This is a genomic window from Moorena sp., assembly GCF_982860115.1.
The window spans coordinates 1-26,556 of sequence record NZ_CEYLVT010000099.1; the positions used below are offsets into that span (position 1 = coordinate 1).

At 41.9% G+C, this 26,556-nt stretch carries 20 protein-coding genes and 1 pseudogene; 8 read left to right on the forward strand and 13 right to left on the reverse strand.

Annotated features, from left to right (window positions below; genetic code table 11):
* Positions 1-213: 213 nt before the first annotated feature.
* A complete protein-coding gene (locus AC4II3_RS17555; protein WP_488012477.1) occupies positions 214-1,839 on the forward strand; it encodes a DUF2079 domain-containing protein in 1,626 nt (541 codons plus the stop codon).
* A gap of 214 nt (positions 1,840-2,053) precedes the next feature.
* Here the strand turns inward: AC4II3_RS17555 and AC4II3_RS17560 are convergent.
* Positions 2,054-3,371 (reverse strand): annotated as a pseudogene (locus AC4II3_RS17560) (RNA-guided endonuclease InsQ/TnpB family protein).
* A gap of 133 nt (positions 3,372-3,504) precedes the next feature.
* On the opposite strand from AC4II3_RS17560, the gene AC4II3_RS17565 reads away from it, so the two are divergent.
* The gene (locus AC4II3_RS17565; protein WP_488012475.1) at positions 3,505-5,136 is read left to right on the forward strand and encodes an Hsp70 family protein; all 1,632 of its coding nucleotides are present in this window, start codon (positions 3,505-3,507) and stop codon (positions 5,134-5,136) included.
* Between the two features lie 197 nt (positions 5,137-5,333).
* Here the strand turns inward: AC4II3_RS17565 and AC4II3_RS17570 are convergent, their stop codons facing one another.
* Positions 5,334-5,537, reverse strand: a complete 204-nt coding sequence (locus tag AC4II3_RS17570) for a DUF433 domain-containing protein (protein WP_488012473.1) — start codon at positions 5,535-5,537, stop codon at positions 5,334-5,336.
* A gap of 415 nt (positions 5,538-5,952) precedes the next feature.
* On the opposite strand from AC4II3_RS17570, the gene AC4II3_RS17575 reads away from it, so the two are divergent.
* Positions 5,953-7,179, forward strand: coding sequence for an RNA-guided endonuclease InsQ/TnpB family protein (locus AC4II3_RS17575; protein WP_488012471.1), 1,227 nt, complete (start codon positions 5,953-5,955; stop codon positions 7,177-7,179).
* Between the two features lie 27 nt (positions 7,180-7,206).
* Here AC4II3_RS17575 and AC4II3_RS17580 read toward each other — a convergent pair whose 3' ends face one another.
* Complete coding sequence (locus AC4II3_RS17580; RefSeq protein WP_488012469.1) at positions 7,207-7,422, reverse strand: hypothetical protein; 216 nt, start codon at positions 7,420-7,422, stop codon at positions 7,207-7,209.
* Between the two features lie 248 nt (positions 7,423-7,670).
* Here AC4II3_RS17580 and AC4II3_RS17585 point away from each other — a divergent pair, with 248 nt between their 5' ends.
* On the forward strand, positions 7,671-8,282 hold the full coding sequence (locus AC4II3_RS17585) for a Uma2 family endonuclease (protein WP_488012467.1): 612 nt from the start codon (positions 7,671-7,673) through the stop codon (positions 8,280-8,282).
* A gap of 205 nt (positions 8,283-8,487) precedes the next feature.
* Here AC4II3_RS17585 and AC4II3_RS17590 read toward each other — a convergent pair whose 3' ends face one another.
* From AC4II3_RS17590 to AC4II3_RS17610, 5 genes are all read right to left on the reverse strand, one after another.
* The gene (locus AC4II3_RS17590) at positions 8,488-9,552 is read right to left on the reverse strand and encodes a hypothetical protein (protein ID WP_488012465.1); all 1,065 of its coding nucleotides are present in this window, start codon (positions 9,550-9,552) and stop codon (positions 8,488-8,490) included.
* A 35-nt stretch (positions 9,553-9,587) separates the two neighbouring features.
* Entirely contained in the window at positions 9,588-11,774 is a 2,187-nt protein-coding gene (locus tag AC4II3_RS17595; protein ID WP_488029492.1) for a pentapeptide repeat-containing protein, read from the reverse strand.
* A gap of 673 nt (positions 11,775-12,447) precedes the next feature.
* Positions 12,448-12,657, reverse strand: a complete 210-nt coding sequence (locus tag AC4II3_RS17600; protein ID WP_488012461.1) for a hypothetical protein — start codon at positions 12,655-12,657, stop codon at positions 12,448-12,450.
* A 240-nt stretch (positions 12,658-12,897) separates the two neighbouring features.
* On the reverse strand, positions 12,898-13,686 hold the full coding sequence (locus AC4II3_RS17605; protein ID WP_488012459.1) for a calcium-binding protein: 789 nt from the start codon (positions 13,684-13,686) through the stop codon (positions 12,898-12,900).
* 19 nt (positions 13,687-13,705) lie between these two features.
* Entirely contained in the window at positions 13,706-14,425 is a 720-nt protein-coding gene (locus AC4II3_RS17610) for a head GIN domain-containing protein (protein WP_488012457.1), read from the reverse strand.
* An 815-nt stretch (positions 14,426-15,240) separates the two neighbouring features.
* Here AC4II3_RS17610 and AC4II3_RS17615 point away from each other — a divergent pair.
* The gene (locus tag AC4II3_RS17615) at positions 15,241-15,507 is read left to right on the forward strand and encodes a hypothetical protein (protein WP_488013604.1); all 267 of its coding nucleotides are present in this window, start codon (positions 15,241-15,243) and stop codon (positions 15,505-15,507) included.
* A 273-nt stretch (positions 15,508-15,780) separates the two neighbouring features.
* Here the strand turns inward: AC4II3_RS17615 and AC4II3_RS17620 are convergent, their stop codons facing one another.
* The 5 genes from AC4II3_RS17620 to AC4II3_RS17640 all read right to left on the reverse strand — a co-directional run bounded on the left by AC4II3_RS17620 (position 15,781) and on the right by AC4II3_RS17640 (position 20,924).
* Entirely contained in the window at positions 15,781-16,539 is a 759-nt protein-coding gene (locus AC4II3_RS17620) for a peptidylprolyl isomerase (protein ID WP_488013606.1), read from the reverse strand.
* A gap of 16 nt (positions 16,540-16,555) precedes the next feature.
* Complete coding sequence (locus AC4II3_RS17625; protein ID WP_488013608.1) at positions 16,556-17,596, reverse strand: aldo/keto reductase; 1,041 nt, start codon at positions 17,594-17,596, stop codon at positions 16,556-16,558.
* Positions 17,593-18,717, reverse strand: coding sequence for a T3SS effector HopA1 family protein (locus AC4II3_RS17630; protein ID WP_488013610.1), 1,125 nt, complete (start codon positions 18,715-18,717; stop codon positions 17,593-17,595). Before AC4II3_RS17630 ends, AC4II3_RS17625 begins: the two co-directional genes overlap by 4 nt.
* Before the next feature lie 234 nt (positions 18,718-18,951).
* On the reverse strand, positions 18,952-20,139 hold the full coding sequence (locus AC4II3_RS17635) for a phosphotransferase family protein (protein WP_488013612.1): 1,188 nt from the start codon (positions 20,137-20,139) through the stop codon (positions 18,952-18,954).
* Positions 20,140-20,666: 527 nt separating this feature from the next.
* The gene (locus AC4II3_RS17640) at positions 20,667-20,924 is read right to left on the reverse strand and encodes a hypothetical protein (protein WP_488013614.1); all 258 of its coding nucleotides are present in this window, start codon (positions 20,922-20,924) and stop codon (positions 20,667-20,669) included.
* A 497-nt stretch (positions 20,925-21,421) separates the two neighbouring features.
* Between AC4II3_RS17640 and AC4II3_RS17645 the strand changes: the two genes are divergently transcribed.
* The 3 genes from AC4II3_RS17645 (at position 21,422) to AC4II3_RS17655 (ending at position 26,492) form a co-directional block, all read left to right on the forward strand.
* A complete protein-coding gene (locus tag AC4II3_RS17645; protein ID WP_488013616.1) occupies positions 21,422-22,156 on the forward strand; it encodes a peptidylprolyl isomerase in 735 nt (244 codons plus the stop codon).
* Between the two features lie 150 nt (positions 22,157-22,306).
* Entirely contained in the window at positions 22,307-22,930 is a 624-nt protein-coding gene (locus tag AC4II3_RS17650) for a helix-turn-helix domain-containing protein (protein WP_488013618.1), read from the forward strand.
* A 481-nt stretch (positions 22,931-23,411) separates the two neighbouring features.
* Entirely contained in the window at positions 23,412-26,492 is a 3,081-nt protein-coding gene (locus AC4II3_RS17655) for a peptidase domain-containing ABC transporter (RefSeq protein ID WP_488013620.1), read from the forward strand.
* Positions 26,493-26,556 lie beyond the last annotated feature (64 nt).

The window sequence follows — 26,556 nt, forward strand, 5'->3', positions numbered from 1 at the left end:
AGGCATGCTAGACCCACCCCTAACCCCTCCCAGGAGGGGAAGGCAAGAGGCAAGAGGTAAGAGGTAAGAGGTAAAAAAATATTTGTACCTCTTAGCTATGATAAACGCTATATCTTTCTCCCGATAAACGTAAGGGTGTGTTGAAAACAAGAGTAGTTTTCAAAAAGGGAAACTTTATGGAGCTTAATACCAAGAAAAAATGACAAAGGACAAATGACCAAAAAACCAGGCTTAAAACTTGTTATTACTGCAGCGATCGCATTTTTTTTATTCACCTTAGTTTTTACTCTACATCGACACTATACTTTTTATTCGTCTTACGACCAAGGAATTTTTAATCAAGTCTTCTGGAATGGCAGTCACGGTCGCTTCTTTCAGAGTACTCTTTCATCCCAGCTGTCTACTAATGTAGTTCATAATGGGGAAGTTCCAAATGTCTATTACCACCGATTAGGGCAACACTTTACTCCCGCGCTATTACTTTGGTTACCGTTATATGCTTTGTTTCCATTTCCCGCTACCCTAACCGTTTTGCAGGTAACCTTGGTAACAGCTGCTGGTGTAGTGTTGTATATCCTGGCCAGACAGTATCTGCAACCGATGTTAGCAGCAATGATTACGGTTAGCTTTTACTGTGCTAATGCTATTCTCGGTCCGACCTTAGCCAACTTCCATGACATCTGCCAAATTCCCCTGTTTGTGTTTGGGCTACTGCTAGCTATGGAAAAACGCTGGTGGTGGCTGTTTTGGTTGCTGGCAATTTTGATTTTAGCTGTGCGGGAAGATTCCGGGATAGGTTTGTTTGGTGTGGGATTCTATTTAATAGTCAGTCGGCGCTACCCTCGCATTGGTCTGGCAGTTTGTACTCTCAGTTTCGGTTACATACTTGTCTTGACCAATCTAATTATGCCTATATTTTCGGAAGATATTTCTCAACGGTTCATGATCGAGCGTTTTGGTCAGTACGCTGATGGGGATGAGGCGTCTACTCTGGAAATTATTAAGGGTATGCTCACCAATCCCTGGCGTTTACTAGTAGAACTGTTTACTCCCTTTTTTGGCACTATTCAATATTTATTAGGTCAATGGTTACCGTTAGCTTTTATACCAGCTATTGCTCCCGCTTCTTGGTCTATCGCAGCATTTCCCTTGCTAAAACTCCTGTTGGGTAAAGGTCAATCCGTGCTTGCGATTAATATCCGCTATGCGATGACCGTAGTACCTGGGCTATTTTATGGCGCGATACTGTGGTGGTCAGCTCATCCCCAATTTAGTGAAGCTGTGATCTCGGCTAGGTCTAAGTTTCGGCGCTTTTGGATTTTTTGTCTAACCCTTGCAGTAGTGTTGACGATTACCTCTAGCCCAAATCGAACCTTTTATTTCCTGCTTCCCGATTCCTACCAACCCTTCGTGTATGTGCCCTTAACCCAACAGTGGTCTCGTGTGGGGTCGATCCGGTCATTACTGGCTCAGATTCCTGCAAATGCTAGTGTCTCAGCTACTACCTATCTAGTGCCTCATCTGTCAGGACGTCGGGAAGTCATCCGCTTAGCCGATTTACAGTTGCGCAATGATAATGGTGAGGTCGTGAAGGTGGATTATGCGATCGCAGATTTATGGCGGTTACAACGCTATCAAATTGCCTTTAAGCATGATGGTCAGCGGTTGCGCTCCTTAGTTAACATGATTGACCGCGTCACCAAGACTAACGAGTATGGCATCATTGATTTTAAAGATGGTGTGATTTTGATGCAAAAAGGAGTAGCATCTAATCCAGAGGCTATGACAGCATGGCTCACCTTTAGGGAAGAGTTAGACGTCTCAACTACAGGAGCATAATTGTAATAGCAAAGGGAATAGGAACCCACCCCTAACCCCTCCCAGGAGGGGAACAGGGAATAGGAACCCACCCCTAACCCCTCCCAGGAGGGGAACACGGAGTAGGGAATCGGGAATATGGCATCAAAAATTCTGACAATTCCGATACGGATTGCTAAAGCATATTCCTGGGTACAGGTCTTGGCTATTGAGTGGTTCGGCCATAAACTGATATTTAATATTGACATCCTCCCCTCCCGCGCGCAACTTCGCTATGCTCCGTTGCTTTGAGGAAGGGGATTCCAGAACCTCGCGATGCTGGTTTTCTGCTTCGTTCCCCACCAACTAGAGCATCGTGACCGATACTCCCTGTCGCTCTGAGTCCACAGACATTTTCTAGTACGCTATGCTAAGAGCGCAGATATTCCACGATTTCTAAGAACCTGAGAAGCTGCTACATCTCTTGTAGTTCTGTATCCACACTCATTACAGTGGTGGGAACGAACATCGAGAGTTTTCTTCCCTGTATGTGCGCCACAGTTAGGACAAGTTTGACTTGTGCCATCCTTGTTAACTTTGGCAAAATACACATCACCACGAAAACACACCCACTCAAGGATATTTACAAACTGACCAAAGCCAGCATCAGCACTATGTTTCGAGAGCATTCCTCTTTGCCAACTAACAAAGTTGATCTCCTCAACAAATATCATGCCAGCACCATCACAAAGATGATGAGCTAGTTTAAAGTGCCAATCCTTTCTGGTATCCGATATGCGTTGATGTAGCCTAGCTATTTTTTGGTTTAACTTGTGTCGATTATTTGAACCTTTTTGCTTATTCTTTAGCCTACGTTGCAGCAATTTCAGCTGGCTTTGTAAGGTTTTGAGAAATCTAGGTCGCTTAATCTCTTCACCGTCACTGGTAGCCACAAACTTATCAAAGCCTAAATCCAGTCCTCTAGGATGACCATGAGGTATGGGATTAGGAACATCAACATTTAGCTGTAGTGACAGCATCACAAAGTAACCAGATGCTTTTGAGACTATCCTTGCTTGCTTAACTTCAAACCCATTGGGAATCGGTCTTGACTTTCGCCATTGAACCCATCCCAACTTAGGAAACTTGATCGCATCATTTCTAATCGGGTCTAAACCTAGTTGTGGAAAGACAAACGAACGCATCCGATACTTATTCTTAAAGCGTGGAAAACCGAAACCTCTAGCTTTCATGTCATCCCAAGCTCTATCTAATGTTCTTAGAGTTTGCTGTAAAACTTGAGAATGAACCATCTTTAACTGAGGATATTGTTTCTTAGCCTCCGTTAGTTGCTTGGCTTGTTTGTGGTAATTGGGAAATGGTTCGTCAGCAGAAATGATGTACTCAGAATGAATCGAACAAGCATTGATAGGCGACTTACGAGAGTTACACCAATCTTTACGCTGTCTAAGGGCAAAGTTCCAAACACAACGGCACACATCTAAAGTTTTTTGGATGATGGCGGTCTGTTCGGGGGTTGGTTGTAGCTTGTATTCGTAAGTCATTGTTAGCATGGCAACATTATACCTTACATGAGTTATGATGCTGTGTAAAGATTTAATGTATTTGCCAATTTTCGGGGCATCGAACCCCTCAAGCTCCCTCATGCGATAAATAATATTAATAAGATCAGTTCAATAAACATTAATGCCTAGCACCAGTACTACGTCCTACGCTATTGACTTTGGCACGAGCAATACGGTAATCACTCGCTGGAACCCAGTCACGGAAACGCCAGAAACCATCACGTTACCAGGACTTGCTCTGCAACTTAGTCAAAATCCTCCCTTAATTCCCAGTTTGGTGTATGTGGAAGATGCGGCTCAGGGTAAGGTTATGGTTGGACAGGCAGTACGCGATCGCGGATTGGATCTCAGCAGTGACCCTCGATTCTTCCGCAGCTTCAAACGGGGGATTGGTGCTGAGGTTCAGGGATTTCTGCCAGAACTGGATGGTACCGTGATCACCTTTGAACAAATTGGGGAATGGTTCCTCAACCAAATTATTGAAAATCTATCAGCCCTCCAGTCCGAAGCGGGGGATTCTGCCATTGAATCGGTGATTTTGACTGTGCCTGTGGATAGCTTTGAAGCTTACCGCCATTGGCTTAGTGGAATCTGCCAATCCTTGCCAGTGGAACAGGTGAGGATGCTGGATGAACCCACAGCGGCTGCCTTGGGCTATGGTATTGCGGAAGGGGATACTCTGCTAGTTATAGACTTTGGTGGTGGTACCCTGGATTTATCTCTGGTGCAGCTGAATCAGGAGGCTCAAGGGAATAAAAAACCTATCGGGTTTATTCTTAAGTGGGGGCAAAAGTCCTTTGGTGAAGGGTCTAGCCAGAAGGTGAAAATTGCCCGTGTGCTGGCGAAAGTGGGACAAAATTTGGGTGGGACAGATATTGATAACTGGCTGGTGGATTATTTTGTGGAAACTCAAGGGTTAATGCGATCGCCTTTGACTACTCGACTAGCAGAACGCCTGAAAATTCAACTATCTGAGCAGTCTGAAGCTACAGAAGTCTATTTTAATGATGAAACCTTCGAGAGTTACGAACTAAAACTAGACCGCGAGACCTTTGAAACTATTCTCAAAGAACACGAGTTTTTTGATACCCTTGATGATAGGATGACCGAAGTGCTGCAACAGGCAAGACGCAACGGTATAGAAGTACCAGATATAGATGGTGTCTTGTTAGTGGGTGGCACCGTGAAGATCCCAGCAGTTCAGGCATGGGTAAACCAGTATTTCGACTCAAGCAAGGTTCGTTGCCAAAAACCCTTTGAAGCGATCGCAACTGGCGCACTTCAGCTCAGCCAAGGTATCGAAGTCCAAGATTTCCTCTACCATAGCTACGGAATTCGCTATTGGGATAGACGGCTAAAGCGTCACAACTGGCACTCAATCATTAGAGAAGGACAGCCTTACCCCATGAGTGAGCCAGTAGAACTATTCTTAGGAGCATCGGTAGAGAATCAACCGAGTATAGAGCTAATTTTAGGAGAGTTAGGCTCCCAAACTGGTGGCACAGAGATTTATTTTGAAGGCGATCGCTTGATTACTCGTCAGTTAGGCCAGGGTGAATCTGCTGTGCAACCCCTCAATGACAGGGATGGGGCAAGAAGTGTGGCTAAATTAACACCCCTGGGCAATCCTGGAAGCGATCGCATTAAACTCCAGTTTCAAGTTGATGCTGAACGTTACTTGAGAGTTACTGTAGATGATTTACTTACCAATGAAACCTTATTAGCAAATCAGGTAGTGGCTCAGTTAAGTTAATTGGTCAGATCATATTCGGTTGAATACTTATAAATATTAGGGAACAGGGAACAGGGAACAGGGAACAGGGAACAGGCGATCAGTGCGTCGCGCGTAGGGTGTGTTAGGGGCGGGCTTGTCCTCATGTTAAACTTCGTAGCGACTGTTGCAACAGCCCGCTCCGTAACGCACCACCCAAAGGCTCGCTGCTAATTGCGTCATGCAGCAAACAGCAGACAAGCTTGAATATCTGCCAGTTCCAAATCGGGGAAATCTTCTAAAATTTCAGTAACACTAACATTTTCAGCCAACATTTCTAAAATATCGGTAACTCGAATTCGCATCCCTCGAATGCAGGGACGACCACCACACTGACCAGGGGTTTGAGTAATCCGAGCGATCAAGCTGGTTTTTGAATTCATGAGGGTGTCTACAAGTTGCTTTGTTTATCTCTATTTTAGCTAAACCGCGAGAAGCCCCACATCTCAATACGTAGTATGAGTGTGGTCAGAAGTTACCGCAAAAAGAGTGGAGCCTTTATAGTTGGCAGTCTGTGAGTTAAGGATTAAATCTTTTTGTAGTAAGGCGACCCTCTGATAAGGTTTCATCTCCGGGATGAATCGCGGACAGGGTATGCACGGATCAAAGGATAGAGCTATTAAATTCCTAATCAACGAGCGTGATAGTCATTCCTATAGGATTGGCCTCTTGTTCCGGTTGTCTTTTCTCAAAATCAGTAATTCTAATTGTTAACTTTTTCTTTTTAATAATGTCTTGCCAAATGATCGTAGGCATGCTCTAATCAGAATAGGTCGAGCCAACTTGAGGCAAGTCAAAGTGAGAATAGCGTATCAGTACCGGCTAAAACCAACAAAACAGCAAAAAGCCAAGATAGATCATTGGCTGTCAATGCTTTGTGCTCAATATAACTACTTGCTGGCTGAGCGGTTTAGTTGGTACGAGCAAAATCGTTGCTCAATTAATGCTTGTCCCCTGGTTTGTCACCTTCCCAAACTAAGAGAGAATCCGGATTACTACAGTCAGAAGAAAACTCTACCAAATCTCAAGAAAACTCATCCTTGGTACAAAGAGATTCATTCTCAGGTACTTCAGGATATAGTCAAAAGAGTTAAATTAGCCTTTGATCGGTTTATCAAAGGGGATAGTAGTGGTAGAAGAAGTGGGAGACCTAGATTTAAAAAACTACACCGCTACCGTACCTTTACTTACCCTCAGATGAAAGAATGGTGCTTAAAATACAACCTGATCAACCTACCAAAAATAGGGAAAGTTAAAGTTGTACTACATCGCCCTATTCCTGATGGATTCAAGATAAAGACAGCTTCGATTACCAAAAAGTGTGATGGATATTATCTGGTATTGTCTCTAGAAAACCAAACTGTACCTGAGCTTAAACCTGACATAAATACTGACTCAATAGTTGGCATTGATGTTGGCCTTAAGGAGTTTTTAACTACCTCAGAAGGCGAGACAATAGAGATTCCTCAGTACTACCGAAAATCTCAAAAAAGATTGAAGGTTATCCAGAAAAGGGTATCTCGACGGAAGAAGGGAGGCAGTAACAGACTCAAAGCTATTAAGCAACTTGGCAAACAGCACAAAAAAGTAGCGGATAAACGGAAGGACTTCCATTTTAAGACCGCTAATTATTTGCTGTCAAAATACGACGTCGTAGCTCACGAAAATTTAAATGTAAAGGGATTAGCTAAGTCCCGATTGGCTAAATCTGTGTTGGATGCGGGTTGGTCAAGCTTTCTAACAATCCTAACAAGCAAAGCCTTAAATGCTGGCTTGTTGGCGGTTCCAGTAAGTGCCCAAAATACCTCACAGAATTGCTCTAATTGCGGGAATAAAGTTCCTAAAAAGCTGCATATTCGGTGGCACGATTGTCCTCATTGTGGGTGTAGTTTGGATCGTGACCATAATGCAGCCATAAATATAAAATACAGAGCGGCAGGGCAGTCCGTTCTTAAAGCCCAGCGCCTCCTAAGCGATGGCCGGATTGGCTGGGAAGCCTACACTGAACCCAACGGGTCAGTGTAGGAGCTGTCACTTGCCGCTATTCCTGAATCAATCGTTTAATTCGGCGATCACATCATCAACTGTACCCCGAAAAACCTTACCTTGTTGATAGTCTTGGTGAGCTTTAGTAATATTAACAGCGATTTCTTCTCTTCTTTCTTCAATTTGTCTATGTCTAACAATATTAATTAAATCATTCTGTTCTTCTAAAGAAAGAGCGTCAATCATTTCTAAAATTTGATTGAACTGACTTGTTTGCATCATTTTTGACTCTCTTAACCTACGGGCGATCGGATTATGAGTCCGATCGAGTTATTGTAACTCACAATAAAAGATAAAATATTAGGGTAACAAGTGTAAAAATTAAGGGTTTTGGGTGGAGCCTTCCTTATAATGAATCGGGTGAAGCAGCAGATGTTGATTACTTTGAAGGCACCCTACAATAGGCTAAGCACTATTGCCTCTTATCTCTTCCCTGTTCCCTGTTCCCTGTTCCCTGTTCCCTGTTCCCTATGATTCTATCAGCAACCAAAACCGGTATCAGTCCAGAAGAATTTATTGCTCAGTATGGAGACGATCAACGCTACGAACTCATTGATGGAGAGCTAATTGAGATGGAACCAACTGGCCCCCACGAGCAAGTCGTTGCATTGATTAGCCGAAAGCTTAATGTAGAAATAGATCGTTTAGATGTACCTTATTTTATTCCACACCGCTGCTTAATTCAGCCCTTAGGAACCTTCAACGCTTTCAGACCAGATCTGGTTGTGCTTGATGAAGGAGAACTAATCAACGAACCACTGTGGGCAAGGGAACCAGTAATAACTCTGGGTACTACTGTAAAACTTGTGGTTGAAGTCGTTAGTACAAACTGGCAGAATGATTATGCTCGTAAGTATGAAGATTACGAAGCTTTGGGGATTCCAGAATACTGGATTGTCGATTATCTCGGTATTGGCGGGAAATACTTTATTGGTAGCCCCAAACAACCGACGGTAACGGTCTGCTGTATGGTTGATGATCAATATCAAAAAGTAATGTTTCGTAGAGGGGATTGTCTCAAATCTTCTGTTTTTCCTAACCTTAAGTTATCGACAGATCAATTATTTATAGGGCTGCGCTAAGGCAAGGGGGAAGGATCTCTAGTTTGATCCGGTGGTGCGTTACGGGCCGGGCTGTCTCAACGGATTTTAACAGGGGGAAAATCAAGGGGAGCCCGTCCCTAACACACCCTACGCCACTATTGCCTCTTATCTGTTCCCTGTTCCCTAAAATTTGTACCTTACTTAATTAAAAACCGCTATAACCTATTTGTAAATTAGATAGCTTCTAGTTTTCCGGAATAACCGAGAAATTCCGTAATTCATTATTGATATAACCAGTATAATAAGAACTCTTCAAATAAGATCTAAATTGCAGCACATCTATGTGGTTGACTTCTACTGGAACTCCATCAAAAGTAATAATGGCTTCTATCGGTACATCCTTAATCAAGCTATTTTCTACTTTACTACTAAACCTACTAGTGAATGTACCCAATTTAACTTTTGTAGCTACATATTCTTTCCCTTGCTGAAATAGTCTACTTCTTGCATAAGAATCGTAGTTGGAATACAAAGACAAATTAACACTTTCTTTGGTACTTGTAATTAAGAAAGCACAACTTATTGATTGAGTACTTGAATTGACATTGGGAGATTTTTGGCAACTTTTAAATTGATATATAATACCTTTAACTTCAAGTGTTTTAGGTTCAACTGGTTTAGGTTCAACTGGTTCGGATAATTTTTGAGTATTTTCAGGGTTATTATCTGTCGAATTTTGTTCAATTACTGGAGGAGTAGCAACAATAGGTTTACTATTTATTTCAGCAATCAGTTCTTGATTATTTTTCTCTAGTTTATCATTTTCTGTTTCCAATTTTTTCAGTTTATCTTGGAGGTTTTTGACTTGCAATTTTAAAGAATCATCATCATTATTAATTTTAATTCCTACTAAGGTCGGAAACTTCTCAACAATAACTTCTCGGAGTTTATACCCTCCAAAGGCAAATAATGGTGCTGTAACAATGATGATAATTAAGGCAAACTTAAAATAGTTTTGCCATGTCGGGGTTTTCGATTCTCTATCCATTGGTTCACACACCTCATAAATATCACTTTCAAGAAGTAGATCAGATAGTTCTAAGTCCCTTAAACTATCCATCACCGCTGTAATGGGGATTCTTCCATGCAGCTCATTTTTACGTTTGGAAAGCCGTTTTACTAATTCTTCTAATTGCTCTTGGGTTAAGCTATTATTTTTGGTAATTCTTCCGTCCAGCTTATCTTTCCGTTTGGAAAGCAGTTGTATTAATTCTTGGCATTGCTCTTGGGTTAAGGTATTTTTGCTCATCTGCTTTATTGACCTTAAATTTAGTTTATTTATAGCTAAGCCTCTTTCCATCCCTCAATCGTAGCCATCAAAATGTTAACTAGGGGATGGTCTATCGCTTCCTTAAAAGCTTCTATTCCTCCTGATTCGAGGGCATTAATTACCTTAGATTTCAGGGTTGGGTTATTCTTTATTTCCTCAGCAGCCCTTGCTACAACTGTTAACTTCTCAATCTCAGTACTCGTGGGATTAGTGTGGGATAGTTGGTTTAGAAGTTGCTGAATTTCAGCCGCTGCTTCAGCTAGATTTTTGTCAGGAGCATAGTTGTTGTTTCTTACATCCCCTTTATAATCTCTCCCAGCAATACCACCAAAATTAGAGTTATTGAATTGATTACCTTGAAGGTTAGACATATTATTAACCTTAGGATTATTAGCTTGAATTTTATCTATATCAAAACTCTGTGAATTATCTGACATATCATTCTCCGCTTGAACCGTATTGGTAAGATTTATTGTAGGATTCGATAACTGATTAGTAGTAAAAGCAGCTCTAACAATTTCCTTAACATCCTTGAGATGACTTCTTTCCGCTTCTAGCAGAGCCGTTTGTTTCGCTGCTTCCAGCCTAGCTTGATAAACTGCCAAAAATTCTCTTTCAACTTTACCCTTATCTGTTGATTCTGGAACTTCCAACGTAAGTAAAATATCATTTCCCTTCCTCTCAATTCCTTGAATCGAATCACCACTAATGTCAGGATTTTCCGCCATTAATTCTTGAAAGGCTTGACGAAATGCTTCTGGATTAACCCCATTACGCAGAAGAATCTGCACTGTATTCATAATCTGCTGATAAAGCTTCTCAAAATCCCCCGCTTCAAAAACCCGATTAGAGTCATGGGGGCGGCGCTCGCGACTTCCCATAGCATTGGGATTCTCTAGTAAAAACACATACTGACAATCAACATCAGTTAACCTAGTTGTTGAATCAATATTCCAAGCTTCTAAACAAGCTCCCGTCAAATAAGCATGGGTAAAATCAGTACCAACAGCTTGAGCTTCAGTTAAATTAGCCGATTCTAAATTAGCATCCTCTAAAGTGGCTTCGCTAATATCAGCCAGTTTTAGATTCGCCTTATTTAGATTAGCCCCTATTAAATTTGCCCCTCTAAGATTTGCATTAACATAAGACTTATTGTAACCGTTACCACTAACCAATAATTTTCTGACAGCCCTATCAGCTAAGATAGTATTACCTGGTCTAGCTCGGTCAAGCTTAATAGTATTTTGCCAACAAGTACGAGTGAGATTAGCCTTTCTTAAATCTGTACTTTTGAGGGTAGCTCCCGTAAAATCAGCATGGGTTAAATCAGCTTTGTAAAAACTAGTTCCTCCTGTGGCAGCAAAAGCAATAGCAATAGTACGAATTAAAGCTTCTCGGGGGTCTCCTTTTAGAGCACGCCACCCCCGGTAAGCGCCAATTAAGACGAATACAATCGACACTGCTACTGCTACAACTCCTACTCCAACTCCAGCAACTTCTACAACTCTATTAACACCTGAAACTATAGCTACGACTAAAGCTCCAGTTACAGCAACTGCTACGGCTACGACTCCAGCTCCAACTCCAGCAACTGCTACGGCTACGACTCCAGATACGACTCCAGCTACGGCTGCGGCATAGGTTGCAACTCCGGCAAAAATTGCAATTCCAGCGTAGGTTATGATAGAGTATAATCCTTCTCTAAAAACCCTAGTTGAGACAACGCCTCCGTGTATGGATAAACCGAAACCTAAAAATCCGATTACGGCTATAAGTCCGGTTAAGGGTAAAATTACGACAAAGACTACGGCTCCTTCGATACCTTTACGAAGAATAACAGCCAATAATAAAATTATTATAACGAAAACTATTCCGAAAAAAAATTGGTTCGTTACATTGCTATCATTAAATATTAACTCTATTAACACCCATAAAAATAAGCAGGCCATTCCTGATAGTCCTGACATTATCCATGAAACCAAGAGACGAACAATTGTTGATCGTTTTTGTAATCCAGCCTTCGCCCTACAAAACTTAGTCCCCGTTAAATTAGCATTCTTAAAGTTTGCCCCTCTAATATCAGCTTCACTAAAATCTGCCCCTGAAAGGTTTTCCCCCTGAAACGATTGACCTCTAAGATTTTTCCGGCGGAAATCCCTTTCTCCTGCTGCATATTTTTTGAGAACTTCATTAGCTTTCATAAGGCAGAATCATATATAGGAAAGGGAACAGGGAGTAGGGAGTAGGGAGTAGGGAGTAGGGAGTAGGGAGTAGGGGACAAAAATTATTACAATTCATTTGATGTTGACGTGAATGCTGCATCGCTCCTCGATCTAAACTACAGTCGATGAATTAGGATTCCGGAAATACTTACGTGCGAATAAATTTTCTTGTGTTCTTCATCCCCATGGTACTTAACCTGATTAGGACAGGGTTCACTACTGCTATATGCGATGCCCTTATTTAACTAACTATATTGTGTTAATATATATTACCCTCACAATCCTGCCGCTGTTCTGTCGTTGCTTTGCTGCGCTAAAAGTGATCGCACTCTTTTGCAAAAACCAACATCCCAATCCAAACGCGATTAGCCCAAAGAGCCACGCCATGCGAGTCACGGGAAGCAAGATGTAGGGTGGGCAGTGCTCGATACAGATCAGATCAGCTGACAAAGCCCGTTGCTAGCCACTGCCCACCATAGGTGTAGCCCCAATCAAAAGCTAAATACTTACAAAAAAAAATAGCCGTAGAAATACTATCCACGGCTATTTCAATACTGTAAACGTTATGTCATGTCTATGACTTTCCGAATCAATCCCGATGTGATCCTACCGGACCAGACCGGGGGGGAAACCCCCCCATAAATTTAACCTATTAACGCCAAGTTTGATACTTGGTTGCAAAACTAATTACTTGCCCAGGAATTCCCGTCGGCTGCAAAGGGCTCCAGTCGGAAACATCTGCATATCCCAGTGAACAAAGGCCGTAAATAGTCTTAATTACTGCTTCAGGAGAGCCCTTAATGGACTTAATACGTTGTTTCTTAGGATTATTGTCGTGATTCGGAATAAAGTCTGTAGACATAAGTAAAAAACTAAATTACGCTTATAATGATTATTGTAATGATTATATTTTTAATTGTCAAGGGTTTTGGGGAAAATTAAGAATGTAGAATTAAGAATGTAGAATTAAGACTTGAGACTTGATAAGTCTACATTCGGTAAAAGGTATTTTACATTAGTTTTTTTTACATTAAGCCTTTTACATTGTGAATTATAAATTCTAAATTCTACATTCTAAATTCTGCATTCTAAATTCTACATTCTAAATTCTTAATTCTACACCTTCAAAATAGCTAGCACTAAGATCCAGCTCTGAACTCCCTTGGACAATAGCAGTCAGCTCATTTCCTAGGAATATCCCTGTACCTGACGGTAAACCAATCGGCGATGAATCCAAGCGATAATCACTTTTAGAACCACCAAGTTGAATAACATCCTCGGCAGTATCAAAGTCCGTAATCAGAGCATAGTCATCATTTCCTGCTTCATCATACTGAATCACAGTAGTTTCACCGACAAATTGAGACTTTCCCCCGAGCAGTAATCTATCGGCTCCCTCCCCACCACTAAGAGTATCAATGCCACTAGTATCACTGACAAAGATAGTAGTAGAGTTACCCTCTTTAGACAAGAAAATACCTCCACCTGTAAGAGTGTCATCCCCTAACCCGCCAGAAATCGAGTCATCTCCACTAAGGCCAGCAATAATATCGTTACCTTCCCCACCATCAAGAGTATCATTTCCTATTCCACCTAAAAGAATGTCATCATCTTCTCCTCCAGAAAAGACATTATTACCACTAGTACTAGTCAGAATAGCATTACCCTTGCCACCGTTGAAATTTACACTGGTTGCTCTACTGGCCAGAATGTTATTGCTTCTGTCTCCAGAAATCTGATTTCGATTAAAGCTCCTATTGAACGAAAAAATGCCGACTCTAGGTTTCAAAAAGGCAAGAGGATTGAATTCCTCTAGCTTCATGCCAAACTCAGATCCAGAAAACAAACTATCGTCACTTACCTCAAAGAAACTAATTCTAGATAAAATCATCGTTTTTACTCCTTTGTGCTTATTGTTTAGTAATCGAACCTAATCCTAATATGTTTCTAATTACGGTTTTGGGATTGCCGTAATAATTGATATTTCCTAAGCCAAATACACTAGCAGTAAGCTTTTCAGTTGCATAAACATCTACTTGGGAAGCACCAAATAGATCAACCTTAGCTTTTGTAGAGGAAAGATTTTTACCATTGATATCAACCGCTCCATATACCTTTAGATAGAGCTCTTTTGTCTTGCCATATAGTTCAGTATTGCCGCTACCATTTCCCTTAATATATAACCGCTGATTATTGACATTGTAAACTTTCACATAATTAGCGCCATGGGTAGATAGTTGGTCGATATTTTGGGTAGATGCTTTAATTTTTAAGATGGTTTTAGGAGAAATACTTTTTTCAGGATAAATGAATAGGGTATTATCCCTGACTTCTGTAATAATTAGGGGCAAGATATTATCATCACCGCTAATTTCAAGATTGGTAGTTGGCTGAATAACTAGTTCAATCTCATAACTACCACTAACGTCAATCGCCGTAAAAGAGCTAACTTCTCTGCTTTCCGTTTTCAAAACACTACTACCTTGAACACTCATGGTATTAAGCTGACTAACAACTGGTGCTTTAACTGGCTTAAGCCAAATACTATCTAACCCACTAACTGAGTTAAACCCACTAACAGCTAATGCTAGTAAAACAGGTATCTTAGATAACATTGTTTTTTTAACCAACCCCCTTTTGCTTAACTTCAGCTACTCGTTAATTGGCAGCATTCATGTGCTTTCTTTGTAAGTCTTCAGCAGTCAGTAGTCAGCTATAGCGTTTATAGGATTTATGAGGTACGCTTCTCAAGCTCAAAGTCCCCCTTGATAAGGGGGATTTAGGGGGATCCATTTGTACCTCATGGCATAGCGATGCAGCGCGGTCTTGGGGGTTTCCCCCATGAGCGACTGCATCAAGACAGAGAATTGCTATATCAGCTATTAGTTGACTGCTGACTACTGACTGCTGACTACTGACTGCTGACTACTTATCTATCATTTTTTTGAATTTAACCAGAAAAGTCAAGCAGATCAACGAGATTATTTAGCCCTAACTAAAGACCTTAAGTCTTCAACAATTACCTGGACATAAATTCTGTTAACTGTGTTGTCAGCTAGTAAGCATTCAGCCGTCAGCCCTCAGCCCTCAGCTTATTTTATTCAATAGCTGTTCGCGTAGCGCTTAAGCTGATAGCTGTTCGCGTAGCGTGCGCGTAGCGCTTAAGCTGATATAAAATCAATCATTTTTGGACGCAACTCAACTATTTATTTCTATATATTAAGTTTTAAAAAATCTCTTAAACTCTTATGATTAGCCTGGTATGACCTAAAAACTTTATAGACGCAAGCTTCTGATTTAGGTCTAATCAATTATTAAATAATCTTGAATTAAATGCTCCAATATTTCAAAATGAAAATTACAGGACTAGACAATTAAAAGTCTAATCCTATATCTAATCTCATCGCAGTTTACCTAAACTTATCCTAGTCAAGGAGTAAATCAAATGAGTAAGATCAAAATATCTGAACTACATGCTGCTGGCTCTGAACTGTTTCATGATTCTGAAAGCTTTCTCAATGAGATAACTGATGAACAGGAAATAGATTCTGTGTTGGGCGGATTTCATATACAATTCAGCAAACGATCAATCACTTTCCCAATCAAAACCTTTCCAACCAAAATCTTTCCAACCAAAATCTTTCCAATCAAAACCTTCCCAATCAAAACCTTCCCAATAATTCGTAAGAGAAGACCAAGAAAAGTTCACTAACATGGTGTTGGTAAATTAGAGTTAACTTAATGGGTGATTGTACCAGATTTTTCCATTAATCCGACCTAATTAACCGACAATACCATAGGGTATTACCTGTTAGTTTATTGATAAACCCCCTAAACTAAAAGCAAGTTTAGGGGGTATTTTATTTGATAGTTTGGGAGCATGTCACAAATGCCGAACATTTGTGACATGCTCCCCGTAGCGTGAGCTAAAAGCTCACGGCTGACTACTGACTGCTGATAACTGACGGCTAAATGCTTACGAATTTTATACAGGATTACTCTGGCTTTGCTCCTGTAACCAATTTTGAAATAGGGATTCTAAAATTACCTCTCTAACTGATTCACTTAGTTCCGTTGGAAACCACTTCTCAACTCTGAGGATATGATAGCCAAGTTTAGTTTGAATCGGTCCGATCACTTCTCCTTCTTTAGCGTCATAAATCCCTTTGGCAATGTCTTGGGAAAGTTCTACTAGAAAGCAAATCCCCACAAAACCGCCATTCTCTTGAGACTGTTTCCCCTTCGAGTGTTCCAGTGCTAAAGCACAGAAAGAAGCGTTGTCATAGCGGAGTGCTTTAACTATTTTCAAAGCCTGGGCTAGGTCAAGCACAAGAATTTGAGAGAGGGCTACTCGTTTATAGTTTTCGCGATTGCTAAGATAATCGCTATCGATAACTTCTCCAAACAGATGCTCTTTTAATTTCTTCGTCAACAGCTGGACTTTAATTCCTTCAGACCACTCTTCTACAGTAATCCTCTGCTGAGAAAACCAACTATTGGTTTCAGTAACCCCTAGCAACTTGTGCTCTACACGAAAAGCATCTCCAGCCGCTTGCCATTCCTGATCGGAAACTGTAATACTAAATTCCTCACACAGATTCAAAATCAACGCATCTTGTTGAGCTAAGTTAGCAATGTCAGCAAATTTCCTGGAACGACGCAGGTAAGTAATAATATCTGCATCCGTTACTGGGGAAGTTTCTGGTAGTAGCGGTTTTTCTAAGGTTTCTGTCGTTTGTGTCATGGTTTTTTGTGATTAATCAATTATGAATAACAACAGGATCACGTTGGTAAATCAAGCGTTCAGCTGGGATTTCTTCGATATTGATGCGGTTGCGATGTAAATCGCCATAAAGATTGAGATAGTCTAGTTCAGCTTGGGTTAGTTTTCCTTTCTGAATGCCTTTGATTGCTGCATCAACTTCTTCACGACAAGTCAAACCTGCCAAAGCAATATCCACACAGTTCTGACTTAAAGAGTAGCGATATAAATCTGGTACTGAAGGTATCCAGCAGTGTTCTGGTAGATCCTCCGGGGGAGTCCAAAGAACACTCTGCATTCCAGCTGACTTAAACGTCACAATACCCTGTCGCTGGGGGTCTTCGGGAGCTACATCTGCAAAGACCTTTTGCTGAGCAGTGCGGTGAGCAACATTATGGCGAACCATGGCCACATCTAATAAAGGGCTATTTAGCCACTTTCGGGCAAGATCGTGGTCGTGGAATGACGCACCAATATAGCGCACAGCACCCATTTTTTGGAGACGTTCTGAGGTTTCAAATACTCGTTCTATGGTGCGCTGATACACTGTATTGGGACCGCGCAAATCGTTAGAAATATTCAAGCATTTCTCGAAATTATCCCCATTGTCAGCATCAATCCAGCCCCAAAAAAATATATCAATGTAGTCAATTCCCAAGTCTACAAACTGATCGTATAGATAAGTCAAGATGGCATCGGGACTCCTGGTCATGTAAGTTACCGTTGCCAGAACGACCTGCTCTCTAACTGAGGAACCCCGTCCACACAACTGCCGCAGCGCCCCAGCCATAGAACTGTAGAGATAGTGATGTAGATCGCTAGAGTAGAAGAAGTAGTTGATTCCTTGGTCAAAGGCGTAGAGAGTATCCTCACTAGAAATGTGTCCCCCACCACCTAATCCCAGACAGCTCACGGTTAAGTCAGTGCGTCCCAGTTTGCGGTAAAAAGGTAAATCTGACTTTGGGAATTTAACTCTATCAGAAACCGTTTCTTTAGCAGGGGATGGGGTCACGGTGCTGGTCAGATCAGTTAGCTTCATAACTCTAACGGAGTATAGATGTCTTCAGATTCGGAATTTAAGTAACACTGCTGCAATTCAATCTCCAACAAAGAGAACTGTTGGAGAATTGCTGCCATGCGAGCTTCTGGAGAATCGTCCCCTTTGTGGTGAGCTTCCAATAAGCCATTAGCAACAATTTGACAGCGGTTCATACCAAAACTTTCTTGGTCAGCAAATTTGTGGTCTGGTTCTTCCGCTAACCCCAATCCTGGCGCTAGGAATTTGGTGAACAGGGGTACTTCTGGCTTAAAATGGGATTGGTGTTCTGTATAAACCTTCTGAAGCACTAACCGCACTGCTTCATAGTAGTTGTTGTCAAAGTAGAGTACTCCTGAGTCGTAGCGGTTGTAATCCTCAGGATGATAGAGAACCTTAAAAGAGAATGGCACCGAGATTTGATTTAACTGTTGCGTCAGGCTACCCATTACCGCCACTGCACCTTCAGCGGTTAAGTTGAAGTAGATGCGGACAATTTCTCCTTCACTACCTGGATTCCCATAGTCATAGGCACCCAGATTACCAACTGCCATATAGAATCCGTTTTGTACCAGATTCGGAGGTAACAACACCGCAACGTCGTCCCCAACAGCGGGAGATTGTGCTTCTGGTTGTAAATGCTCCTTCGGCTCGATATGTAGAGTTAAACCCCCCTTATTTACTGCTAGGGTGCCATCACTTTCTTGCCTTAGCACCAGCCAATCGGGGTCAAAGTAGCCTTCACCAGTATTGCTTTCATCTAATCGTTGGTAAAATTTTAAATCTATCCCCAGGTAAGTATTGTTTTCTAAATTTTGGTGCAGTGTCAGGTCATCTGAATCGCTATTGAGGGCTAGATCATCTTTTAGCGAACCATTGTAGTAAAGTCCGTAGAGAAAACTCCGCAGTTGCAAACTCAGATACTTTTTTTGCAAGTCTAAGGGCAATTGCCCAAAACGTTCTACTACCTCAGCTGGAAGTTCCAAGGGTTTGTAATCTTGATGGCGAATAGAGAAGTTGGACTCCTGAATCTCAAGCTGCTTGACCATATCTTCTAGGGCAGTTCGCAGCTGTTCAGGTACAGCATCTGGCAGTTGATTTGGTAGTGATTCAAGTAATTGCATAGTTTTGTGGTTTGAAAATTGTTATTTGTTATTGCAAAGGGAACAGGGAGCAGGGAACAGGGAGTAGGGAGTAGGGAGTAGGGAAGAAAAATGATCACAATTCATTTAGGTACCCTATCTAGCAGTTTCTAGCCAAAAGAGGCACACATGTTTTTTTACCTGTTCTCTATTGCCTATTGCCTATTGCCTATTGCCTATTGCCTATTGCCTATTGCCTAACTTGACAAGTAAATTTTAAACTTGCTGCAATATCTGATTAAGACCAATTAGTTCTGATTCCTCGATACCAAAAACTGTTCGGATCGATGCTTCTGGACGGCATAACAAACTCTTGGCTACTTGAAGCATACAAATTCCTGTATTGCCAAAGGATTTTTGGTACTCAATTATGGACTGGATGGTTTGAATCAAGGCTAGACCAGAAAATTGCATCACTCGCTGCAAAAAATTAGGGTAGCGCTCTAAAATTTCAGGAAAGCGATCGCAATAAGTCCGAATCAGGGCAGCTATGGAAGGTTGGATCTGTTCCAGGGGAGTCATCGCTAGATTCAATGCTTCTTCGATATCAATCGACTTACTCACCGCTAGACTACTTAGCCAAATGGTCAGGTAACTGGTGATAATTGAGCCTAAATCAAAAGCTGGGTCTCCCCAACTAGAGCGCTCCCAGTCAATCAGTCTAAGTCGAACGATGCCATCTGAGTCTGGGGCTGACGTTGCTTGCTCCCAATCATTGGGTAAAAGGATATTGTTCAACTTCAGGTCATTGTGAACCAGACAACAAGGATCTAAAGTATTACTCAGTTTAGCGATCGCTTTTCCGAGGCTATCGTAGCGCTGATAGAGAGCAAAGAATTTCAGACCATCTGCGGGTACTTGACTAAATATTTCCGGACCAATTCGTTCCAAATCCTTGGTCAGGTTATGAGCCTGATCCGGGGATGGATCTGCTGATTGTTCCGAGAAAAAGTCCTGATAGTCTTGACTATCTAACGTTGCACGATGAATACTAGCTACCATCGCTCCAATTGAGCTAGCGATCGCATTGGGAAAGAGATTCTCCTTACCGTAGAACTCGCTTAGGTCTTGATAGTCACTTAGGTAGTTAAAAACAATAATGGAATTATCTGGATCGAAATGGAGTACCTCAGGTAGCCAAGACCTCAGGTGAGTCACCTCTGGGAATTGTTGTAAAAACTCTTGAGAGCGCCATTCCTTCACAAACTCACCTACAGTTTCACCGTCTTGGTCATAAGGCTCTTGTTTAACTAGGAGTTTACGACCTTCTGGCAAGGTCAGGAGCAAATTAAAGTTCTTGGCAGGCTTGGGCTCAATCTTACCCAGATCTTTTTCCTGTTCAGTACAAATTCCCTGCTCAATCAGGTACTCGAAAACATTTTTAGAACTTAATAAAAATGCCATAGTATTTTTGAAATAAAAAATTAACAAAAAAAATAATTGATGACGGCTGATAGCACCTCAATTAGAGTGGCACAGGCTTCTAGCCTGTGAGGTAGAGCATTAGCTGACACCATCATTAATTATTAATCTTTATTTATTCAGGCCAAAAAGTCAATAGTATTAGCTTTATTTTTTGGACTTAACGTCTTGATTAAGGTCTTATGGTTAGGGATTTTTGCAAATAATCAATCGGAGCCACAAGGACTCCGACTAAGCTGAGATATTGCACCATTTTCCATCAGCCCTACAGGCCGCCGGTGGTTTTAACAACCGGCTAACCGATAAATTCCATTAAAATAGATAGATCCCCCCTAACCTGCCTTAAAAAAGGGGGGAAACTGAAATCATAATGTGGCCACCATTGATTCCTAGGTCAGAGGACTTGATTGATCAGCCAGGGATTTAAACCCTGGCTGACTACTGACATTACTGCAAAATATCAGTTATAACCGACATCGTAAAGCTTCAAATACCTTTACTTACCGAACTTAGTGCTTACGACGGCGGCGTCCGCCAAAAATCCCAGTAATAGAATGGATATTGGTAATGTTAACCTGAGTGTTTACATTGCTAATTACACTAGTGATTACGTTACCACCACGGCCCCCTTTGCCCCGGCGGCGGCGTCCTCCTCCTAAAACCATGTCCATTTCCTGACCATCACTTAGCTCATTGAGGAAGCTTTCGGAATCCTGGAACAGCTCTGAACCAGCAGGACGAAGTTCAACGATTTTAATACTAGACATTTTGATTTCTCCTTACTTTCAGATTTCAGATGTTAGTTATTCAGTTAACACGCAACTATTCATGACTAGCAAGCTTGCTAACTTCTTAATTTCATAATCGTACCTAAAAAAGGAAAAGTCAATAGTTTTTTTAGTTGTTTTTGGACTTAAAACGAGGCTATTTTAGACATAAAACAATATTTTATTTCTAGTAAATAAGACATATATTATGGGATTAGTCTTTTATATCTAGACATAAATAAACGACTTTTATCTTTCTTTTAAAGAACCAGACATAATTAACTTGCTTATGTCTTATTTAAACTAAATTTAATATTTTTACAGACATAATTAAAAGATGTATGGCTAGAATAAAAATTGATGAATTATTTCAAACCTAGTAGTCTGTCAATTTAGTTTTGATGGTTAGGCCAAGGTCTTAGGTATTAGCTATAGTGCCTAGTGCCTCATCCAACTAACCATTGAGTTTCAAATGAAGTAAAATTCAGCAGGATATTATGCAAAGCTTGATTACTATTGACAAGGAAGCTCTTTTTGACCATGCCAGGCTTTCTTGCCAAATTCCTACCTTACTTGAGGGCATCGTTACTTGCAAGATTATTGAGTCAGCAGCAGCAGAGGCTGGGATTCAAGTGGAGCCGGAAGAACTCCAACAGGCAGCAGACGACTTCCGTCTCGCCACCGAACTTCATAACACTGACGAGACTTGGTCGTGGCTGCAAAAACATCATCTATCTCTGGATGATTTTGAAGCATTGATTTATACCAACACCATCGCTGACAAGGTCGCTCAACATCTGTTTAACGATCAAGTTGAGTCTTTTTTTTATGAGCACCAGCTTGATTATGCCGGAGTCGTCATGTACGAAGTGGTTTTGGAGGACGAAGACCTAGGGTGGGAACTTTTTTATTCCTTCAAGGAAGGGGAAATCAGTTTCCATGAGATTGCTCGCCAACATATTCAGGACGTGTCACTGCGCCGCTCTGGGGGATATCGAGGAATACTACAGCGCCAACAACTCAAGCCAGAGATTGCAGCAGCGGTCTTTGCTGCCAGTCCGCCCCAGATTCTCCAACCCATTGTGACCTCATCTGGAGTACACCTGATTTTGGTTGAGGAAATCATTCAACCGCAATTGGATGAGCAGTTGCACTCTGAGATTCTTTCAAACTTGTTTTCTGACTGGCTAAAGGAACAACTGGAACAGAGGGAAATTGTTGCCCACTTATAACGGGAGCATCGATATAAACGCCATAATGGCTGTTTTTTCTGGTCACAGAGCTTCATAATTACGATGTCTTCAATAAAACTTTACCGATACTTCTTGAAAAATTCACAAAGTTTTATCAGTATAGGGTGTAGATACGAATTTAGCTGTCATATGGTTGTAACTTACGTTCAACACGGTGCTCCAGAAAAGAGGGATTTAGAAGCAGGTCAGTTTTTAACTCCAGATCAACGACAATTGCTGCTAGAAAGCCTAAAAACTAATTTACGCCCAGAATACCGTCGTCGGATTGAGATTATGTTGCTGGCAGATCAAGGTCAGTCTCAGGCTCAAATTTGTACAGCATTACACTGCTCTCAAGAAACCGCACGGTATTGGATATGCCAACTCCAAACGGGTAACATGCACAATTGGAATGCTTTGCCAATTGGCCGACCTAAGACCATTAATGACCAATACCTTGAACGTTTAAAAGAGCTGGTGAGTCATAGCCCCCGTGAGTATGGCTATTCATTTCACTCTTGGACAGCCCATTGGTTGAACAAGCATCTGACCCGAGAGTTTGGCATTGAAGTCAGCGATCGCCATATCAACCGTTTGCTGAAGAAAATGGGACTTTCCACCCGCAATAAATCCTCCAAAGCCAAGAATACGAAGAATCCTTCTGAAACTGAGGGTTGTGGCATTGTTGTTCGCAACTTGTCTTCTGCCTCATTAACTGAATCGTTGAAATTGTGGCCATTCAATCCACAAAAAATCAGCAGCTGGTACAACTAGTACAACTAGTACAAAATGGTGGCAATAACTGAGCAGCTAAATGAGTAGCTAATAGTTGGTTATCAAGAGTTAACGTCTAGTCCTTCGGACAACTAATAAGACAACTCATAACTGGTAATAAAATTACTCAAAACTTACTGATAACTGACACTTGTGCAGCAGGGCAAAAACAGATTATTTCTTGCAATACTTAGGAATTAAGGATTGTAAATTCAATCCTAATCAGAGCTAATTCAGTAATATATCATAGGTAGATTTTAGTCAGTCAAAACTTACGGTATGGCATCAATACATTACATGTAGCATTTCGAGGTGAACTATTTTAAGACTACATGTAGTGTAGGGGCATGGTGAACTAAATCGAGAATTGAACGTAGAGCAGATGTAGAGCAGATGTGGATGAATACCATGTCCCAAATAGCGATATTTTTATTACTGAATAAAAGCTCTAAGAATGTTTTGATTGATTGGAGTAAACTCCATGGTTCAGGATTCATCGTCTCAAGCTGCTTTCAAGCAATATTTTGCTCAACAACTTGCCCAGACCCTGGGACAAGCACTGCCTCAACAGGAACTCGACCGCTGCTTCAAGGGTATTAAAATTCTGGAACCAAGGGCAGGTAAGGGATTCTGGCAAGCAGGTAATGGAAATGTTGGCCTTTACATCGTTATGGCTGGCAAAGTCAGGCTCCTTGATCACAACAATAACTTACTGGCTTCTCTAGAAGCATCCAGCACCTTCGGCGAGCTGACGTTGTTTCCAGAAGAATCGTTTCAGCCTTATACTGCCAGAGCTTCTGTCAAGCTCAAGGTTTGCTATCTTGCTGGTGAGTTGTTGCAGCCCTTGCTCCGTAACTATCCCAGCATCCGGGATCACCTGCATAGACAAGCGGTATTGCGGGATCTATTTTTATTGTGTCGTCGCAATGGTTTTTTCGAGAATCTACCCCGAGAAGGGTTACTTAAAACGCTATCGCTATTAAAACCCTATACTCTCGAAGTCGGCACACTCCCAGATTCTCTACTAAACAATCAAAAACTTTGGCTGCTCCGACACGGAGAGCTACTCCATGCTTCGGGCAAAACCCTCAATGCTGGCAGCATCTACACTCCCTCCCAGTTAAAGGAAGGAAACTCTTGGCAGGTGAGGATGCCAACTAAGCTATATACTCTCAGCAATGCTGATAGCAAAATTGCCCTACTCCACTTGCCACAACTTAGTGAGCTGATTGAGTCTGATGCTAGCCCATCGCCTAACGACCAATCTATTCCAGCATTGCCTAAGACCTTGTCCGCTGTTGCACCTGCTCAACCCCCTCCACAGCGAAAACCAAAGCCCAAGAGCCGTCGAGCTTACTTTCCTAACCCCACAGTCAAAGTCAGCCATTGGTGGCAGCAAGTTACTCAAAGCTATCCGTTCTTTGCTCAACAGAGTGCCTCAGATTGTGGTGCTGCTTGTTTAGTGATGATCGGTCGCTACTGGGGTAAGCGTTTCAGTGTTAATCGTTTGCGGGATGTTGCCAATGTTGACCGCAATGGCACATCACTACGAGGTCTAGCAGCAGCAGCAGAAAGCATCGGTTTTTCGACCCGACCGGTCAAAGCTAGTCTCGACCGATTGGCAAAAGAGAAACTGCCCGCTATTGCCCATTGGGAGGGCAGACACTACATCGTGGTCTATAAAGTCACTCGCGATCGCGTAATTGTAGGAGACCCTGCCATTGGTCAAAAAACCTTCAACCATTCCGATTTCAAAGCAAATTGGACTGGCTATGCCCTTCTGTTGCAACCGACAGCAATGCTGAAGGAAGCCAAGGAGGCGAGTGTTGCCTTCTGGCAGTTCTTTGAATTAATGAAACCTCACGGGCTGGTGCTTTTTGAGGTATTGATCGCATCTATCTTAGTTCAGATCTTCGGACTAGTTACACCTCTATTCACACAGCTATTGTTAGACCGGGTAATAGTGCAAGGTAGTACCCTGACCTTAAACGCTGTTGGCTTAGGCTTGCTGCTGTTTGGCTTATTCCAAATTGCCATGACTGGCTTGCGGCAATATTTGCTAGACCACACCGCTAACAAAGTCGATCTGGCGCTTATTGTCGGGTTTATTCGCCATACCTTCCGATTACCCTTAAACTTCTTTGAATCCCGTTTTGTCGGTGACATTGTCTCCCGAGTCCAGGAAAACGAAAAAATTCAAAGGTTCCTTACTGGCGAAGCTATATCAATCTTGCTCGACTTACTCACTGTTTTTATCTACGTGAGTCTGATGTTTTGGTACAGCTGGAAACTGGCAGCGCTAGTATTATTAATTGTGCCGCCATTTTTCCTGCTCGCATTAATAGCCACCCCCTTCTTGCGCCGGATTTCCCGAGAAATTTTCGATGCTTTAGTTAATCAAGAAAGCTATCTGATCGAAACCCTGACCGGGATTAACACAATTAAATCCATGGCAGTTGAACAAACAGTGCGCTGGCATTGGGAGGAACTCCTGAATAAATCCATCAAAACTAGCTTTTCTGGACAAATCATCAGCAACCAATTACAAATATTCAGTAACACTATCGAAACTGTTGCTACTACTACTCTGCTATGGTATGGGGCGTGGCTGGTGATTCAAAACCAACTCACCATCGGTCAATTAGTCGCCTTTGATATGTTGCTAAATAATGTGATGGACCCCTTCCAGCGAATAACCGTGTTGTGGAATGAATTGCAGGAAGTGCTGATTGCAGTGGAACGGATCAATGATGTGCTGGATGCGGAACCAGAAGAAGATTTGCAGCAGCAATCTCGTCAATCCTTACCACAACTGAGGGGTCACATTCGCTTCGAGCAGGTCACCTTTCGTTATCACCCTCAAAGCGATATTAATGTACTCGAAAATCTGAGTTTTGAGGTCAAACCAGGGCAAATGGTAGCCCTAGTCGGTCGCAGTGGTTCAGGGAAAACCACCATTTCCAAATTAGTTTTGGGGCTTTATATCCCCACAGATGGCAAAGTGTTAATTGATGGTCAAGACATCACCAGTCTTTCCCTACGCTCATTGCGGGAGCAAATTGGTGTAGTTAACCAAGATACATTTCTGTTTGGCAAAACCATTCGGGAAAACATTGCCATGGGTGATCCCTTAGCAACCCTAGCCGAAATTATGGAAGCAGCGCGACAGGCTGGTGCAGATGAGTTTATTAAACAGCTACCCATGGGTTATGAGACTCAGATTGGCGAGGGGGGTGGTATGTTATCTGGTGGTCAACGTCAGCGCCTAGCGATCGCCCGTGCTTTGGTAGGGAATCCCCGCTTGTTGATTTTAGATGAAGCCACCAGCAACCTAGATGCTGAATCCGAGCGCATCATTCAAACTAACTTCAACTCAATTTTAAAAAATCGGACTACCTTAGTTATTGCTCATCGCCTCTCTACCGTGCGCCAAGCTGATGTGATTCTAGTACTTGATCGAGGAATCTTGGTCGAAAGTGGTAACCACGAAACATTGATGGCTAAGCGTGGTCACTACTTCTATCTTAATCAGCAACAACTAACTGTTACTCTTGCTGATTGAAATCCTAATTAAAGGGAATCGGGAATCGGGAATCGGGAATCGGGAATCGGGAATCGGGAATCGG